Raw genomic sequence first — 17,719 nt, 5'->3', positions numbered from 1 at the left:
CGATCGCGTCGTAGGTGTTACCCATGCCCCAACCCGGCTGCACGGCAGCCCCGACGCTGCGAGCGGCCGGCGCACTGGGGGCACGCCCGGATCCATGCCGGCCGCGTACACCGGATTTGGTGTCCATGCCGCCGCGGTGGCCCGAATCATCAGCGCCATGAGTCTGGGCAGAAGTCGACGAGGTCCCTGACGCCGTGCCAGATGGGCTTTCAACGCAGCATCCCGTCGGTAGAATCGTTGCTAGAAACTTTCCATCCAAAGATGCGCAATGTTTCCGACGAACGCCATTGGCCGACCTCGATGTCAGCAAGAGTGGTCGCGGAACACCGTCGGCACGGCCCGCGCGACGCTCGACGACCTGGCTGGCAAGCGGGCGTGGAACGGCGGTGCCACCCGCAGACCAGTGAGTGCGGCCTACGGGTGGCATCCGGATGTCAACCGATCACGGCGGCGATCTGGATCCGGTCGATGTCGGGCGCGTACCCGGTGCTGCTGTTGCCGAAGGAGATGGTGTTCGTCCCGGCGTTGAGGGTGATGTCGGCGGTGGTTGTCCACCAGTTGGACCACCCGAGCGTGTTGCGGAAGTAAAGACGGCTGCCGGCGGCGCCGTTGACGCTGATGTCGGCGTACCGGTTGACGATGTTGGAGTTGTAGTTCGCGGCGCCGGGGCCGAGCTCGCCGTTGGCGTAGCTGATGACGAGCCGGTAGCGGCCGGCGGTGGCGGCGGAGATGCCGTTGAAGCGCAGGGTGTTCGCGGAGCCGTTGCCGATCCAGCCGACGTAGGACCCGCCGGATGCGCTGGAGTTGGCGGAGACCGCGGCCGCGCCGGACCGGGTGTTGGCGCTGCTTTCGGCCTCGTAGGACGTGACGGTCCCGGTCGTCGCGGCGACGTCGATGTAGTCGACATTGATGGCGTCGCTGTCATCGGCGGTGTAGGCGGCCACGTCGATCCGGTTGATGCCCGCGTTGAGGAATACCTTGGTGGTGACGGTGTTCCAGGTGTTCCAGTTGGCCGTACCCGGCAGGCTGAGGTTGGTCACGGTGCTGCCGTTGAGGCCCAGTCGCGTCGTGCGGTTGGTCGGCGCGCCGGTGAACGGTCCGGCCGAGTAACGCAGGCCGATGTTGTAGTAGCCGTTGTTCGGGGCGGTGACGACGAATTTGGTGGTGGCCGTGCTGCTGGCTCCGTAGCCTTCGACGAAGTAGGTGCCGGAGTAGCCGGTGTTGGATCCGTAGGTGATGGCGGCGGTGCCGGCCGTCTGTGCGTATTCGGCTTCGTAGCGGGTGGTGTTCGCGGCGCTCGTGTCGGTGTTGGGCGTCACCAGCACCTCGTACGCCGCCGAGCCCTTGAGCCCGGACAAGGGAACGGTGACCTGACCGCCGCTTGCGGTGTAGTCGCCTTCCGCCACGATGTAGGGGCCGGGCGAGGCGTTCTGCCCGGTGCCGTCGACGCCGAGCACTGTGGCGTGGACGCTGCTGCCGAGATACGGCGCGGAAGCCAGGCCCTTGACCACGATGTCGGCGGAGAAGATGTCGTTGACGGACGGCGACCCGCCGAAGATGACGCGGGCTTGCCGCTTGGCGGAGTCGAGCGCCGCCAAGCCCTGCAGGGATCCGGTCGGCGTGGGCGGTGTGACGGTGACGGTGTTGCCGGTCAGGTCCCCGTACCACTTGTAGAGCCACCATGCGCCGGTGGCCTGGTTGTTGTGGGTCACCAGGTCGTTGAGGGCGCCGGAGGTGGTCCAGTAGCCGAGGCTGGCGTCGACCTTGCTGTTTTCGAAGCGGGTGACGAATTGCACGAGGTTGCCGGGTACGGCCAGATCCTGGGGGCGCCCGTATTCGTTGATGGAGATCGGCCGGGGGCTGATGCCGAGGCTGGTCTCGATCGAGCGGTAGTCGTTGTAGTGGGTGTACCAGCCGGAGAAGAACGAGTCGCCGAGTTCGTGCCATGTGGTGACGTCGGGCAGTACGTTGTTGTTCTTGGCGTAGGTCATGAACGACCGGTAGTCGGCGGAGTTGTACGCCGAGTAGTTGGGTCCGGCGATGCGGGCGGTGGGGTCGATCGACCGGATCTTCTGGTAGACCAGCTTCCAGTCGTTTTCGAAGCCGGCGAGGTTGCCGCTGTACCAGATCCAGTCGGGCTCGTTGATCGGTACGTAGACGTACGAACTCCGGCTCGGGTCGGCGATCACCTTGCGTACCATCGTGTCGACCTTGGCAAGGTAATCGTTGATGCCGAGGTTGTCGTAGGGCCACGCCTGGTAGATGTCCTGCATGTAGATCTGGATGTCCCGGCCGCCGGTGCGCTTCCACTCGGGGGCAACCTGGAGCGCGTCTCCGTCGGGGTGCTGCAGTCCGCCGGGTGCCTTCTGTGCCAGGACCTGGGGCCGCAGGGCGGCCAGCATCGTGTCGCTGGGGATTCCGTCGTTGGCGAGTCCGTACAGGAAGCCGGTGGCGCCGTAGCGAAGCGATCCGGTGTTAGTGGACAGGTCCACGACGACCTGCGGGTTGGCCGAGTAGCCGGGCGACGGGGCAATGGTGGTCGTCGCCACCAGCGCGAGGGCTGCAACGAGCCACGCACTTCGAGTGCGCATCGAGTGCCTCCTCGGAGAGGGGTGAGGGATTTGTGATTCACGATTGTCCATGTGATCGATCACATGGACTACCCGGAAGTGTGAACGTTAACATCGGCCGGAACTAGTGGGTGTTACCAGACTGTTACACGCGAGCGGGGCGGTGGCGGGCCGTTGTCTCACGGATGATCAGCTCAGGCACGGGAAGCATGACGTCTGGCTGAAAGGCGCCGACGAGAACGGCTTGAGCCGCATCGACGCATGCTTTGCCGAGTGCTGCGAAGTCCATGCGAACGGTGGTCAACGCTGGGGTCATATACGCCGAACCGGGGGCGTCGTCGAAGCCGACGAGGCTGACGTCGGTCGGGACTTGCCGGCCGGCGTCGTAGAGTGCCCGGCGAACGGCGAGGGCAAGGTCGTCGTTGCCGGCGAAGATGGCCGTGACCTGAGGGTCCGCGGCCAGCTGCAGGCCGGCCTGATAGGCCGCACGCATGTCCCAGCCGGCTCGCAACACCGGTGGCGGTACGACGCCTGCGGCTGTGAGCGCGTCGCTCCAGCCGGCCTGGCGGTCGTTGCCACGTTCCTTGAACGGGATGGCTATGTGGTGGACGGTGGCGTGGCCGAGCTCGAGCAGGTGGGCGGTCGCTGTCGCGGCGCCGGTCCGCTCATCTATCCGCAAGGCCGGGATGCCGGCCCGTACGACGGCGGCTGGTTCGACGGCCGCGACCGTGGGCACGTCCGGGTTGAGGTGGTCCAGGACCGTGATGCCGACGCGGTCGAATCCCAGGACGATGACCGCACCCGCGCTTGGGTCGGCGAGTTCGTCGGTGGCGCGCTGGACGTCCTCGGTTCGTTCGGATTCCACGACGCGGATACCCACGGACAGTCCCGCGGCTCTAGCGGCTTCTTCGATGCCTCGCAGAGTGGCGGCGTATCCGTAGAGCATCGTGTCGGGAGTCACCACCGCCACGGAGCGAGCACGTCCCGAGCGCAGCGTCCGGGCCGAGCGGTTCGGGCGGAACCCGGTTCGCTCGATGGCTTCGACTACCTTGCGGTGGGTCTCTGGAAGGACGCGGGGCGATCCGTTGAGGACACGGGAGACCGTTTGGTATGACACCCCGGCTTCAGCCGCGACATCTCTGATCCGCGGCGCGCCGCGGGGTTCGTTGGACGGCACGTCCACATCATCCCGCATCGGGTCCGAACGTACCCAGCTCGGTGCGCAGGCCCGGGGCCGTGCGGTCGCGGCCGCGGGCCTGCGCACCGGTGTCTGCTACTTGAACAGGGCGTTGACCTGATCGTTGGCCTGCTTCAAATCGCTGGCCGCCTTCTTGCCCGACAGGATGGCGTCCATCTCAGTCGTCATGATCGTGTTGACGTCTGCCGCGTTGTCGGTGATCGGGAAAAGGAAGGTGGTGTGGTCCTTGACGTGGACGAGGAACGCGTCGACGTCAACGCCCTTGGCCTGGAAGGCGGCCTGTGCCTTGTCGGTCGCCTGCGGGATGGCGGGGAAGACCACGCCCGTCTGCCCGACGACGTTCTGGCAGTCCGCAGAGGCCAGGTACTTGACCCACTTCCACGCGGCATCCTTGTGCGATGTCGAGGCGTTGATCGCGTCCGACAGACCGTTGTACATGCTGGCGCGCTTGCCTGACGGGCCGACGGGCGTGGGGGCGATGTCGACCTTCACGTCTTTGAGGCCGAAGTACGCCTCGGTGTTCCAGTCACCGTCCATCGCCATCGCGAACTTGCCGGCGCCGAAGTTGGCGACGGGGTCCGATCCCGTGGTGGTCTCCAGGGGGTTCATGTACCCCTTGTCCATCAGGCTGTGGTACCAGGCGACGGTGTCCTGGAAGCGCTGGTCGTCGTAGTTGTAGTGGGTACCCCACGGGTTCTTGTCGGTGAAGGTCCAGCCGGTGCTGGCAGCGTACGCGCTCCAGTACTGCTGGCCGTAGGGGCCGCCCGAGCCTTCGCCGGCCGACAGCCCGTAGGTCTTGACCTTGCTCTTGTCGAAGCCCGGTTCGTCGCCGCGCTTGCCGTTCTTGTCGACGGTCAGGTGCGCGATCGCCTTCTCCAGCGAGCCGCCGTCCTGAGGATTCCAGGTCCAGGCGGCGGCCTGATCCTTGGTGATGCCCGCGTCCTGGAACATCTTCGTGTTGTAGAAGTAGGCGACGGTGTCGAAGTCCTTGGGCAGGCCGTAGCGGTGGCCGTCCTTGTGCACCCACAGATCGGCGAGCCCTGGCTGGTAGATGTCGGTCGGTACGCTGTCGGTCTTGACCATGTCATCGATGGGCAGGATCTGCTGCTTGGCGACAAAATCGGCGTACTTGGCCAGGTGATCGGTGAAGACGTCGGGACCGCTGCCCGAGGCCAGGGACGTGGTCAGCTTGTCCCAGTAGTCGCCCCATGCGTACTGCTCGATCGTCACTTTGATGTTGGGGTTCGCGGTGTGGAACTTGTCCGCGCACGACTGGTAGGCCGGCTGCTGGTTGGACTGCCACAGCCAGTAGGTCAGGTCGGCCGAGCCGTCGTTGTTGGAGCCGGCGGTGGAGCTGCAGCCGCTGGCGACGAGTCCTGCCGCCAGGATGGCTGCGGCCGCACCGCTTCTCAACTTAAGGTACATAACAGACCTCTCTTGACATGAATTCAGGAATTGATCGCTATGCGTTGATTTACTTCAGGCCGGAGAAGCCGATCGAGTTCACGACCTTCCGTCCGAAGATCAGGAAGAGCAGGAGGATCGGGGCGGCGGCGACCAGCGATGCCGCCATGAGTCCTGCCCAGTCGGGTGCGATGCCGGGCGTTGATTGGCGGAAGGACGCCAGGGCGACGGTGAGGACGCGGCTTTCCTCCTTCGACCCGGCGATCAGCGGCCAGAAGTATTCGTTCCAGGCGGTGATGTAGGTCAGCAGGGCTAGCGTCGTGATGGGAGCCCAGCTCATCGGCAGGATGATGCTGAAGAACCGGCGCGCCGGTCCCGCCCCGTCGAGCCGGGCGGCCTCCTCGACTTCCTTGCTGATGCCGAGGAAGAACTGCCGCATGAAGAACACGGCGAACGGCGTCATGAAGAAGTACGGCAGCACGATGGCGGCGTAGGTGTTGAGCAGGCCGAGGTCCTTCATGAGCAGGAAGTTCGGCAGCACGGTGAAGACGGGCGGAACCATCAGCGCCGTGAGGAAGGCGAAGAACACCTTGTCGCGGCCGCGCCAGCGCAGCCGGGCGAACGCGTAGGCCGCCATCGAGCAGAACCAGACCTGGCCCGCGGTGATCGTTGTCGCAACGATGACCGTGTTGAGCAGGTACCGCCAGAAGTGCAGTTCGGCTCCGGATCCGCCTTCGGCTTGTGCCTGCTGCAGGGTGGACAGGCCGAGGACCCGCTTGAACGGCCCCCAGGTGAAGTCCACGGGCAGGAGCGAGCCGGGATCGCTGGGCAGTGACCGGTTGTTGGACAGCGCGGTACGCAGCATCCAGTAGAACGGGAACAGGGTCACGGCCATGAGCAGCATCAGGGTGATCCACGCCCCGACGCGCCGCCGGCGGGTCCGGTCCGTGGTTCGCCGAGCGGTCGCTGTGTGCAGGTTCATTGGGGCCTTCATCGGTCAGCCTCCGCTCAGATCGGAATCGCCGGCCCGCAGGACCTTCAGCTGGAAAGCCGCCAGCGCGGCGAGGATGACGAACACCACCACGGAGATGGCCGCCGCGTAGCCGTAGTGCGATCGGACGAACGCCTGCTCGTAGACGTAGTACTGCAGTACGCGGGTGGAGTTGACCGGGCCGCCTTTCGTCGTGACGGCCACGGTGTCGAAGATCTGGAACGAGCCGATGATGGAAAGGATCATGACCATCGCGAACACGGGCCGGATCATCGGCATGGTGATCCCCCAGAACGTGCGCCATTCGCTGGCACCGTCGAGGTCGGCGACTTCGTAGAGGTTCTTGGGAACGGTCTGCATGCCGGCGAACAGCAGCAGGGCGGTGTAACCGACGAACCGCCAGACGTTGATCAGCGCGATGGAGGGGATCGCCCAAGTGTCGCTGCCGAGCCACGCCGTCGGCTCGGCGCCGAACCAGCCGAGCACGTGGTTGACGATGCCGAGGTTGTAGTCGAGCATCCACATCCACACGATGGCCACCACGACGTTCGCCACGAGGAATGGCATCAGCAGGATGCTGCGCACGGCCAATGACTGGGTGACCCGGAAAATCAGGTACGCGATGCCGATGGCGGCGGCGGTCTGCACCCCGATGTTGATGATCACGTATTCGACCGTGACCTTGATCGAGTTCCAGAACACGTCGTCGTGAATCAGGTTGTCGTAGTTGTCGAGTCCGACCCACTGCGGAGTGCCGGCCAGGTTGTACTTGGTGAAGCTCAGGTACAGCTCGCGCAGGGCGGGCCAGAGGAAGAACACCACGAACCCCAGTGCTGCGGGCGAGACGAACACCCAGGCGGTCGCGCTTTCGCGCAGCGAGTACCGCTCGCGTGGTCGCGGCGGAGGGGTGTCCGCCAGGGCTGCGCGTTTCGTGGCGCACCTCCGATGTTGTACGTTCCGCTGCAGGCTGGACGCAGATTGATCACGCAGCCGGTCGGCTACGCGGGCCAGTGCGCTATGGCTTGGGACCGTGACACGCGCTAACATGGTCGAAATGAAACCGCTATCAGAGCGGCCCGTCAAGCCCTGGCGTCAAATTCGATACATCCCCCTGACGGCGTGAGGGTCGAACCAGCGAGTCGGCGGTGAACGCAGTAACCTCCACTCGCCCGATGGAAGGACGAGACTGGTGTCAACCACCGACAGCCGTAGGCCGCCGACGATCGCCGACGTGGCGGCAGCAGCTGGTGTCTCCGTACCGACCGTCTCCCGCGTACTGACCGGCTCGGTTCCGGTCAGCGCGAAGCGCCGCGCGCTGGTGATGCAGGCGATCGACGAACTCGGCTTCCGGCCGAACGCGGCGGCGCGGGCGCTGGCCAAGGGCCGGCCGTCGATGATCGCGGTTCTCGCCGCGAACACGTCGCGATACGGCTACATGATGACGCTTGAGGGCATCGAGCAGGCAGCTCGGACGGCGGGCTACCTTACGATGATCACGGTCATCGAGTCCACCGATCCCATGGCCGCCAAGGCCGCGGTCGGCATCGCGTTGTCGCAGCCGGTCGCCGGCGTCATCGTGCTGTGCTTCGACGAGCACGGCCAGGCCGCGCTGGAGGCGTTGCCCGCGGATCTGCCCGCTACCGCCGCCGGCAACGCGCTGTCGCGACGGTCGGGTATCCCCCGGCTGGAGATCGCCGAGCGGCAGGCAGCCGAGGTGGCGGTCACGTACCTGCTGGGGCTGGGCCACAAGACCGTGCACCACGTCGCACTGCCCAGCGGCAGCACCGCGTGGGGCCGCACGTCCGGCTGGCTCGCCGCGCTGCATGCCGCGAACGCCCCCGTACCGTCGCATGCCGTCGCGACCTGGCATCACTTGTCGGGCTACGAGATCGGGCGCAGCCTGGCCGCTGATCCGGACGTGACCGCCGTCTTCTGCGGCAACGACATGGTCGCCATCGGCGTGCTGCGCGCGATGCACGAGGCCCAGCGCAAGGTGCCGCAGGACGTGAGCGTGATCGGCTTCGACGACGAGCCGCTGGCGGCCATGTGGCTGCCTGCGCTGACCTCGGTACGGCAGGACTTCGCGGAGCTGGGGCGCGAGGCCTTCCGGCTGCTGGAAGCGTGCATGGACGAGGCGGAGACGCTGACGGCCCGGCCCTTGACCGCGTCCTTGGTGGTGCGGGACACCACCGGTCCGGCGCCGACGCGCCGCAGCTAGTCGGATCCCGACCTACGCTCTCCCCCCGAGGGAGTCGGATCCGTGTCTCCGCGTCCGATTTTTGATGTGCGCTATCACAATTTTGTCCGATATCTGGGCCCGCTAGCGCTCTTTTATCGTTGCTTAACAGGCATATCGAACTTAATCCGGCGGGTTTCCGGCGAACTCTTGCCCCAGTTTTTGATATGCGCTATCACTGAGCCTCGTAGTTTCCTGTCGAGAGCGGAGCGCCTCCCTTGATCGAACACCTCACTTCCACGCTTCGGCTGAGGGTCATGACCGACCCGGATCAGCCGGCCCGCTGGAGTGCCGCACCGATTCACCGCGAGCTCGACGACAGCGCTACGCAGGTCGGCATGGCCGACGTCCTGATCGCAGGCGAGAGCCGGGCATGGTCGGGCACCCTGTACACGACCTCCACGGTGGGGCGCCGGCTCCGTTACGTCTCACATCAGGTCACCCGCGACGATAACTGGCATACGCTGGCCATCCGGCAGCAAGACTCCGAAACCGGTCTGATTACGATTTCAGAGCTGCGCCTCCATGACACGGTCGCAGCAGTCAGCTGCCACACCATCGTCTGCAACGACGGACCCGCGGCCGTTACGCTCCACGCCGTCAGTTCGATGGTCTTCTCCGGATTCGGCTGCCGCACCGGCGACGCCATCGGCGCCTACACGCTGACCCGCGGCCAGAACACCTGGCTCGCCGAGGGCCGCTGGCACGACGAGCCGTTGAACACCGTCGTGCCGACGCTGGCAACGGACGGCCGGCCGGTCCAAACCCGCAGCGCCGTACGCGCCGTCAGCACCGGCAGCGCCTCTACCGCCGACGAGTTGCCGGCGGCCTTCCTCACCCATGAGGACGGCGCGGCCTGGGGCTGGCAGGTCGAACACAACGGTGCGTGGACCTGGCAACTGCAGGGCAGCCACGATGGGCTGCATCTGGCCCTACTCGGGCCCACCGACGAAGAACACCAGTTCTCATGCACACTGGCTCCCGGCGAGACTTTCGCGTCGGTGCCAGCCACACTCGCCTTCGGCGACCACGGATTCGCATCGGCGGTCGCGGCGCTGACCGCGTGGCGCCGGGTGAGCCGGCTGACCGTCGACACCGACCTGCCGCTCGTCTTCAACGACTACATGAACACGCTGATGGCCGACCCCACCACCGACCGCCTCCTGCCGCTGATCGATGCGGCCGCCGAAGCCGGCGCGGAGTACTTCTGCATCGACGCGGGATGGTATGACGACACCAGCACATGGTGGGACGCGGTCGGCGAATGGATGCCCTCGTCGCGCCGGTTCCCGGGCGGCCTCGACGAGCTCCTCGACCGGATCCGCGACCGCGGCATGGTTCCCGGGCTGTGGCTGGAACCCGAAGTCATCGGGGTCAACAGCCTCATGTTCGACCGGCTTCCCGCCGAGGCCTTCATGCAGCGAAACGGCCGGCCGACCGTGGAGCATGGCCGCTATCACCTCGACTTCGCCCATCCAGCCGCTCGTGCACACGTCGACGGCGTCGTCGACCGGCTGGTGGCACAGCACGGCATCGGTTACCTCAAGCTCGACTACAACATTCGCACCGGTGCCGGGACGGACACCGCCGGCCGGGCGGCCGGCGCTGGGCTGCTCGGGCATAACCGCGCGATGTTGGACTGGCTGGACGGCATCCGGATCCGCCACCCGCAGCTGGTCATCGAAAACTGCGCGTCGGGTGCCATGCGCTCGGATCACGCGATGCTGTCGCGGACCCATCTTCAGTCGACGTCCGACCAGGAAGACGCGGTGCTGTATGCGCCCATCGCCGTATCGGCGCCGCTGATGATGCTGCCCGAGCAGTCGGGCAACTGGGCGTACCCGGCGGACTGGATGTCGCGGGAGCTGACGGTTCTGACCTTGGTCAACGGTCTCGCCGGGCGGCTGTACTTGTCGGGATTCCTGTACCGCTTGCCCGAGCACCATCGGACGCTGGTCGCCGATGCCGCGGCGGCGTACAAGGTAACGCGTGCGACGTTGGCGCGGGCATTGCCGTTCTGGCCGCTGGGCCTGCCGAGATGGAGTGATGCGTGGCTCGCGTTGGGGCTACGGGCGGCTGACGGCTCGCATGCCTTGCTGTACGTATGGCACCGCCCCGGGCAGGGCGCGGCGAACATCAAACTGACGCTGCCCGGCGATGTGCGCTGGAAGAGCCTTGAGGCCCTGTTCCCCGGCGACATCGGTGGATGGACCGCGGAACTGACCGGGTCCGAGCTCGCGCTCAGCGCACCGATCACGGAGGCCAGCGCACGTGTCTTCCGTCTGACGGCGTAGATCCAGCGTGTCCCCCACCACGGGCGGGGCCTGTTCCTGGTGGTCAGCGTTCGAGTCGACGGTGCGCTGCCGTTGCGTCCGCCGCGATCGGCACTTGCGGCAGGCAGCTCAAGACAAGGAGCAACCGCTGTGACCAAGGGCACCGGCGATCCGTCCATCGTCGATGTGGCGCAGCTCGCCGGAGTGTCCCATCAGACTGTGTCACGAGTACTCAACGGCCACCCCAGCGTCACCGGGCGCACGCGTGTACGGGTGACTGCCGCGATCGCCGAGCTAGGCTACCGGCGTAACCACGCGGCAAGGGCGCTTGTCACTGGTCGTACGCAGGTCATTGGCGTGATCGCGCAGAGTTCGACACTCTACGGTCCGGCGGCGACGCTGACCGCCTTCGCTCATGCGGCGGTCGACGCCGGGTTCACCGTCAGCGTCGAAAGCGTACGCGCTCTCGAGCACGAACCGATGCGGGCAGCCGTCGATCGCCAGTTGGAACAGCGGCCGGCAGGCTTGGTCGTCCTGGCACCCGTCCAGTCGGCCACCGAGGTGCTGGCCCGGGTGCCGCCGGACACTCCCATGGTGTGTATCGATGGGGATCCCGAGGGTACGAGCGACCTGGTGACGGTGGATCAGGAAGGTGGCGGCTACACCGCGACAACATGTCTGTTGAATGCCGGTCATCGCACCGTCTGGCATGTGGCCGGGCCCCATGGTTGGTTCGACAGCCGCGGCCGCCTTGCCGGCTGGCGGCGTGCCCTCACCGATGCCGGCGCGGAGGTTCCGCCGGTCATGGCTGCGGATTGGTCGGCGCAGTCCGGCTACCAAGCCGGTCAGCTCCTTGCTCGGGTCAGCGACGTGACGGCGGTCTTCGCGGCCAACGATCATCTCGCACTCGGCATCATGCGGGCATTGCGGGAACGTGGGCTGTCCGTACCGGGGGACGTGAGCATAGTGGGCTTCGATGACGTTCCCGAGGCCGGGTACTATCCTCCCCCGCTGACAACGTTGCGACCCGACTTCGATGCGGTCGCGGTTTCGACACTGGAGCTGCTGCTGGAACAGGTCGCGGGTCGGCCAGGCGGCAATCGGCGGGTGATCCCTCCAGCGTTGGTGCGGCGCGAGAGCGTCGCAGCACCTACCCACGGACGGTGAGCTTCCCCGATCGTCCGGAACGATACTGGCGCAGCGGGTCGCCAGATCCGACCAACCACGATCAAGAAGTTTGCAGGAAGTGGGCGCCAGGTCAGCGAAGCCAGCCGGGTGTCACGGTGCTTGCCAGCGGCCAAGCCGATCTCGGAGGCGACCAGCGTCCAATGTTCGACCAGCTCGCCGAGATCTATCGACGGGTGATTCACACATCGCCGAACGCGAGGTTCAGGGTCGACAGGAGCGCGGCACCTAGCGTCGCTGGCCGACGCACAGCATCGGCACGTTACGGGTCCTCAAGCAGCGAGCCACGAGACTGCTTGCGCAGCCGCTTGTTTCACCTCGGCCTGGCTCAGATAGATCGCGCTGGAGAAGTAGGCTACCGGCGTCCACGCTCCCATGTCTTCGGGATCGCGACGGAACTCCTCGAACCCGAACGACCCGTCAGGCCGGATGAAGACGTCAACGCAGCGGAAGTGATCCGGGGACTCCCAGCTGGTCAGGACGCGCCAGCTGGGATCAAGGCGGGCGGACATGTAGGCGACGTTACCGCCGTCCGGCCGGATCTCGTGATGGCATCTCGACCTCTGAGCCAACCTTGGCGGCAGTAGAGCTTGGTGATCGCTCTGTCTTCGCTCACGGCCGGTTCGCTGTCTGGTAGTCGTCGTCGGGCAACGGTTCCAGCCAGGTGGTCGGATCGCCACCGTCGGGCTTGGCTTCGAGCATGGCTAGATGGCTCATGAAGGTGTCAGCACCGGCGCCGTGCCAGTGCTCCTCTCCGGGTGGGCACACGACGGTGTCACCTGCGCGTACGCGTACGACTTTACCGTCGCGGGTGCCGACCAGGGCCTCAGGTTGCGGATCGTCTTCTCGGTTCTGATTTCCAGAAGAGTCTGGTCGGTTTGCCAGTTGAGGTCGGGCCGGTAATGGATCATCCCAATGACCGTCCTGATCTTGGCATCGACTCCCACCGCGTTGCGAGAACCTTTGCCGTAGATGAAGCCGTTGGCGGCCACTGACAGCCACTGCAGGTTGACCGCCGTTCGGGTGAGCCCCATCGCGGTCGTACGCGAGGCATCTGGGTTGAGCGAGGTGTTGGGTGGTGCCCGGCATCTGTCGTTGTTGGACGCCGGGCGGTGTTTTGTTGTTCTTAGAGTCCGAGGTAGATCTGGCGTACGCGGCTGTCGTGGCTGAGCTCGGTGGACGTCCCGGTCATCGCTACCTTGCCGTTCTCCATGACGAGGCAGGTGGATGTCACGTCGAAGGTGAGTTTGGCGTTCTGCTCGACCAGCAGCATGGTCAGCCCTTGGGCGCTGAGGCGTTGCAGGACGCGGGCGATCTCGCCGACGAGTTTCGGCGAGAGTCCCATGGACGGTTCGTCGAGGAGCAGGACGCTGGGCTGGGCCATGAGAGCCCGGCCGATGGCGAGCATCTGCTGTTGGCCGCCCGACAGTGCCCCGGCGAGGCGGTGGCGCATCTCGCCGAGGACGGGGAATAGCTCGTAGACCTCGTCGACTGCTGTCCGTGTGTGGGCGTTCCATGGTTTGGCGTACGCGCCGAGAAGCAGGTTCTTCTCGACGGGCAGTCCAGCGAAGACGTGTCGTCCTTCGGGGACGTAGCCGATGCCGTGGCGGACCATGTCGCGGGCTTTGACCCGGCTGAGGTCCTTGTCGCCGAGTTGGAGGCTGGTGAGTTTGCGTGGGATGAGACCCATGAGTGCCTTGAGCGTGGACGTCTTCCCGGCGCCGTTGGATCCGATGACACCTACCGCTTGACCGGCTTCGACGGTGAAGTCGATCCCGTCGACCGCGCGTACGCCCCCGTATTGGACGGTCAGTCCAGTGACCGTCAGTGCCTGGCCCTGGGTGGTCAGGTCAGCGGTGGTGGCGGCTGTGGTGGTCATGAGGCGATCTCCGTCGGTACGGGCGCGGGGACGTCGTGGGACAGGTCGGAGTCGCCGAGGTATGCCTCGATGACCTGCGGGGCCTGGGCGACTTCGGCGGGGGTTCCTTCGGCGATGACGGTGCCGCCGGCGAGGACGGTGATGCGTTCGCAGAGGGACATGACGAGGCTCATGTTGTGTTCGATGACGATGACCGTGACGCCGGTGGCGCGGATGGAGCGCACGATCTCGCTGAGTTGGCGGGTTTCCTCGCCGTTGAGGCCGGCGGCGGGTTCGTCGAGTAGCAGCAGGCGGGGGCGGCGGGCCATGGCGCGGGCGATTTCGGCACGGCGCTGGATGCCGTAGGGCAACGCGCCCGGTAGTGCGTCGCCGAACGCGGCCAGGCCGTAGCGGGTGAGGATTTCGTCGGCGGCCGTGCGGAGGTTGCGGTCGTGGCGCCAGATGCCGAATGGCCAGAGCAGGTAGCGCCAGGCTTGGTAGGTGCGGGTGTCGTCGAGCGCGACGAGGATGTTGTCGCGGACGGTGAGTTGGCCGAATAGGCGCAGGTTTTGGAAGGTACGGGCGATGCCGACGCGGGCCAGGCGGTGGGAGCTCGCGCCGGTCAGGTTGCGCCCGCTGACGTGGACGGTGCCGCCGGTCGGTTTGTAGAGGCCGCTGATCACGTTGAACAGGGTGGTTTTGCCGGATCCGTTGGGGCCGACGATGCCGCGGATTTCGCCGGGTGCGACGGTGAGTTGGACGCCGCGGAGTGCTTGCAGGCCGCGGAAGGACATGTCGATGTTGTCGATCGCGAGGATCGGTTCGGTGCGCCGCGTGTCACTGTCGACGGGCTGGGCTGCGGTGTAGGGCTCGAAGGGGCCGAGGGCCGCGGTGCCGGCAGCGGCGGGCTGTCGCGTCCAGCCGAGGCGGCTGGCGGTGGATCGAAGCCGTGCCGGTATGCCGGCGAGGCCGGTCGGGGCGAACACGACGGTGAGGACGACGACGGTCCCGTACGCGATCTGCGCGTAGGTCGGGTAGTCGGCGAGTAGTTCGCGGACGAGGGTCAGTCCGGCGGCGCCGACGACGCACCCGACGAGGCTTTGGCGGCCGCCGATGATGACCATGGCGAGCAGGAAGAACATGTTGGCGATGCTGAACGTCTCGGGGGCGACGTAGCGGATGAGGCCGGCGTACAGGACGCCGGCGAGTCCGCCGTAGACGCTGGCGAGCAGGAACGCGGTCATGCGCAGGGCCGGGACTTCGGCGCCGATCGCTCCGGCGGCGAGGGCGTCGTCGCGCATGGCGCGCATCCGCCGGCCGAGCGGGGTGTGGACGACGAACAGGCCGAACGCGAGCGCGATCGCGAAGACGATGAGTTCGAGGTAGTAGTAGAGGTATTCGCTGGACAAGTCGATGCCGGGCAGGATAGGCCCGGCGATGCCGGAGATGCCTTCGGCGCCACCGGTGATGGTGGCGTTGGTGGCCCAGTTGGTGAAGGCCAGCGCCAGGCCGAGGGTGACGATGCCCAGGTAGTGCGACTGGATCCGCAGTGCGGGCAGGCCGACGACGAGTCCGAAGGCGGCCGCGGCGGCAAGAGCGAGGATGGCGGAGGTCCAGAAGCCGTAGCCGGCTTTCGTGGTGAGGATCGCGGTGGCGTACGCGGCGACGCCGAAGAAGGCGACCTGGGCGAGGTTGATCTGCCCGGCGATGCCCATGGCCAGGCCCAGTCCGATGGCCAGCAACGCGAAGACGATCATGACGTCGACGACGTGGATGGAGTACGAGTCCAACTGGTAGGGCAGCAGCCAGCCGATGACCGCCAAGATGAGCAGGCCGCCGGCGCGCAGGGCGGTAGCACGAGTTCTCATGCGCGGTTGACCGTCCTTTCGCCGAAGATCCCGGTCGGGCGGATCACGATCAGGATGGTGAAGACGAGGAACGTGACCAGTTCGGAGTAGCCCTGGAAGTGCCCGGCGGCGAACGAGTCGAGGACGCCGATGGCGATGCCGCCGGCGATGGCTCCGGGGATGCTGCCGAAGCCGCCGAGGATCGCCCCGGCGAAGCCCTTGATTCCCAGGGTGCCGCCCATGGTCGGGCTGACGTAGAGCAGCGGGCCGACGAGGCTGCCGGCCAATGCGGCGAGGGCGGCGCCGAGGACGAAGGCGATGGCGTTGCTGCGCCCGACGTGAATACCGACGGCGGTGGCCGCTTCGTGGTCCATCGCGACGGCTTGCATGGCGGCGCCGCGTTTGGTCCGCTGGAGGAACAGCATGAGCAGTGCCGTGGCGGCGGCGGCGATGGCGAGGACGACCAGGTCGTAGGTGCGGACCTTGATGCCGAACAGGTCCAGTGGGGCGGCGGGCACGGGCGAGGGAACCGCGCGGCCGGTCGCGCCCCAGACCAGGGTGGCCAGGGCCTCCAGGACGATGCCGAACCCGATGGTGCCGATTAGCATCAGGTCGAAGTCTTTGTTCTCCAACGGTCGCAGCACCCGTTCGATAATGACGCCGATCAGGCCGGTGACGGCCATGGCGATCACGGTGGCCAGCGCGAAGGGCAGTTTCGCCGTGAGGTAGAACGTGGAGGCCATGTACGCGCCGATCATCACCACGTTGCCGTGGGAGAAGTTGACCAGGCCCATGGTGCGGTAGACCAGCGAGAAGCCGAGCGCCACCAGTGCGTAGACGGCGCCCAGGCTGACGCCGCCGATGAGGGTTTGAAAGAAGATCTGCATCGCTCTCCTCCGAGCGCCGGGGTGGCGCGTGGTCCCGCCGCGGGGTCGTGGGTTGCCCCGCGGCGGGTGTACGGGGTCAGCTGGCCGGGACCAGCTTGCCGCCGGTGATCGTTCCGATGGTGGTGGCGAAGATACCGACGCCGGTGCCGTCGTAGGCGAAGCTGCCCAGCAGCCCGTCGCGCTTGGTGGCGCGGATGGCGTCCGCGAGGGCCTTGCCGGTCGCCACGTTGCTGCTCTTCAGCGCGTTGAGCAGGATCTGGGCACCGTCGTACGCTTTCGCGCCGTGCAGTTCGGCGTCCTCGTTGTAGGCCGCCTTGTACGCTGCCGCGAACGCCTTGGTCTTGTCGTTGAGGTCGTTGCTCATGTACGGCGTGCTGACCAGGGTGCCCTCGACGGCGGTGACGCCGGCGGTGTCGCGGAAGACCGGGGTGCCCTGCGGGGCGGCGCCGGCGAAGGTGGCGGTGATGCCAAGGTCGCGGGCCTGCTTGACGATCAGACCGGATTCGACCTCTTCAGCGCCGAGGAAGATGATCTGCGGGTTCTTCTGCCGGATCGTGGTGAGCGCGGCGCTGAAGTCCTTCTGGTCGGTGGTGACGACCTGGTCGGCGACCGGGGTGATGCTGCGGGCGGCGAGGGCCTTGGTGAACGCGTCGTGTTCGCCCTTGCCGTAGGAGCCGTTGTTGGTGATCATCGCGATGTTCTTGACGCCCTTGGTTTCCACGATGTACTTGGCCAGGGTCTCGTCGTAGGTGGTGCTGGTCGGCCCGTTGAGGAACAGGAACGGGCTCTTGAGCGCGACCATGCCCGGCGACTGGCCGGAGGCGATGTTGGGGATCTGGTTCTGCTGCAGGATCGGCGCCATCGCGATCGTGACCGCGCTTTCGGCGGTGCCGATCATCGCGATGTAGCCCTCGCTGGCGATCTTGCGGGCGAGGTTGGTGCCCACGGTCGGGTCGCCCTGGTCGTCGAAGACGTCGAGCTGGATCTGGCGGCCGCTGATGCCGCCGGCCTTGTTCCATTCTTCGACGGCGAGCTTGGCGCCTTTGAGTTCCCAGGCACCCAGGGAGCTGAGCTGGCCGCTCTGGGCGTCGATGATGGCGATCTTTATCGGGCCACTGGAGTTCTTGCCGGTGGAGTCCTTGTCGGCGCCGGGGGCCGAGCAGCCGGCGACGGCGAGCAGCGCCGCGGCGGCGGTGACCGCGAACCGTGACCACAGTGTGCGGGACAGCGATGTGCGGGACATGGGGTTCACCTCGTTCTCGGGAAGGGC

At 66.5% G+C, this 17,719-nt stretch carries 14 protein-coding genes; 3 read left to right on the top strand and 11 right to left on the bottom strand.

The window, feature by feature from the left end; all coding sequences use genetic code 11:
* Positions 1-434: 434 nt before the first annotated feature.
* The 5 genes from G401_RS0127630 to G401_RS0127610 all read right to left on the bottom strand — a co-directional run bounded on the left by G401_RS0127630 (position 435) and on the right by G401_RS0127610 (position 6,985).
* Positions 435-2,591: a carbohydrate-binding protein gene (locus G401_RS0127630; RefSeq protein ID WP_027345017.1), complete on the bottom strand. Its 2,157-nt coding sequence runs from the start codon at positions 2,589-2,591 to the stop codon at positions 435-437.
* A gap of 124 nt (positions 2,592-2,715) precedes the next feature.
* Positions 2,716-3,765 carry a LacI family DNA-binding transcriptional regulator gene (locus tag G401_RS0127625; RefSeq protein WP_034593318.1) on the bottom strand — a complete coding sequence of 350 codons (1,050 nt, stop codon included), beginning with the start codon at positions 3,763-3,765 and terminating at the stop codon, positions 2,716-2,718.
* A gap of 78 nt (positions 3,766-3,843) precedes the next feature.
* Positions 3,844-5,181 carry an ABC transporter substrate-binding protein gene (locus G401_RS0127620; protein ID WP_245601865.1) on the bottom strand — a complete coding sequence of 446 codons (1,338 nt, stop codon included), beginning with the start codon at positions 5,179-5,181 and terminating at the stop codon, positions 3,844-3,846.
* A 61-nt stretch (positions 5,182-5,242) separates the two neighbouring features.
* A complete protein-coding gene (locus G401_RS0127615; protein ID WP_245601864.1) occupies positions 5,243-6,154 on the bottom strand; it encodes a carbohydrate ABC transporter permease in 912 nt (303 codons plus the stop codon).
* 15 nt (positions 6,155-6,169) lie between these two features.
* On the bottom strand, positions 6,170-6,985 hold the full coding sequence (locus tag G401_RS0127610) for a carbohydrate ABC transporter permease (RefSeq protein WP_245601863.1): 816 nt from the start codon (positions 6,983-6,985) through the stop codon (positions 6,170-6,172).
* Positions 6,986-7,352: 367 nt separating this feature from the next.
* Between G401_RS0127610 and G401_RS0127605 the strand changes: the two genes are divergently transcribed.
* From G401_RS0127605 to G401_RS0127595, 3 genes are all read left to right on the top strand, one after another.
* Entirely contained in the window at positions 7,353-8,381 is a 1,029-nt protein-coding gene (locus G401_RS0127605; RefSeq protein WP_034593317.1) for a LacI family DNA-binding transcriptional regulator, read from the top strand.
* Between the two features lie 275 nt (positions 8,382-8,656).
* Positions 8,657-10,693 (top strand): glycoside hydrolase family 36 protein, encoded by a 2,037-nt coding sequence (locus tag G401_RS0127600; RefSeq protein WP_051367239.1) that lies wholly within the window; start codon positions 8,657-8,659, stop codon positions 10,691-10,693.
* A gap of 156 nt (positions 10,694-10,849) precedes the next feature.
* A complete protein-coding gene (locus G401_RS0127595) occupies positions 10,850-11,839 on the top strand; it encodes a LacI family DNA-binding transcriptional regulator (RefSeq protein ID WP_027345010.1) in 990 nt (329 codons plus the stop codon).
* A 290-nt stretch (positions 11,840-12,129) separates the two neighbouring features.
* Here the strand turns inward: G401_RS0127595 and G401_RS0127590 are convergent, their stop codons facing one another.
* From G401_RS0127590 to G401_RS0127560, 6 genes are all read right to left on the bottom strand, one after another.
* Positions 12,130-12,369 (bottom strand): hypothetical protein, encoded by a 240-nt coding sequence (locus G401_RS0127590; protein ID WP_034593313.1) that lies wholly within the window; start codon positions 12,367-12,369, stop codon positions 12,130-12,132.
* Positions 12,370-12,570: 201 nt separating this feature from the next.
* Entirely contained in the window at positions 12,571-12,891 is a 321-nt protein-coding gene (locus G401_RS57260; protein ID WP_211240857.1) for a hypothetical protein, read from the bottom strand.
* Positions 12,892-12,983: 92 nt separating this feature from the next.
* Positions 12,984-13,736: an ABC transporter ATP-binding protein gene (locus G401_RS0127575; RefSeq protein WP_051367238.1), complete on the bottom strand. Its 753-nt coding sequence runs from the start codon at positions 13,734-13,736 to the stop codon at positions 12,984-12,986.
* Entirely contained in the window at positions 13,733-15,583 is a 1,851-nt protein-coding gene (locus G401_RS0127570; RefSeq protein WP_027345007.1) for a branched-chain amino acid ABC transporter ATP-binding protein/permease, read from the bottom strand. Before G401_RS0127570 ends, G401_RS0127575 begins: the two co-directional genes overlap by 4 nt.
* On the bottom strand, positions 15,580-16,449 hold the full coding sequence (locus G401_RS0127565) for a branched-chain amino acid ABC transporter permease (RefSeq protein WP_027345006.1): 870 nt from the start codon (positions 16,447-16,449) through the stop codon (positions 15,580-15,582). The genes G401_RS0127570 and G401_RS0127565 overlap by 4 nt, the downstream gene beginning before the upstream one ends.
* Before the next feature lie 76 nt (positions 16,450-16,525).
* Positions 16,526-17,692 carry an ABC transporter substrate-binding protein gene (locus G401_RS0127560; protein ID WP_027345005.1) on the bottom strand — a complete coding sequence of 389 codons (1,167 nt, stop codon included), beginning with the start codon at positions 17,690-17,692 and terminating at the stop codon, positions 16,526-16,528.
* Positions 17,693-17,719 lie beyond the last annotated feature (27 nt).

Origin of the sequence: Hamadaea tsunoensis DSM 44101 (assembly GCF_000428945.1) — a bacterium.
Lineage (GTDB): Bacteria > Actinomycetota > Actinomycetes > Mycobacteriales > Micromonosporaceae > Hamadaea > Hamadaea tsunoensis.
This window is presented reverse-complemented; position numbering and strand designations above follow the sequence as displayed.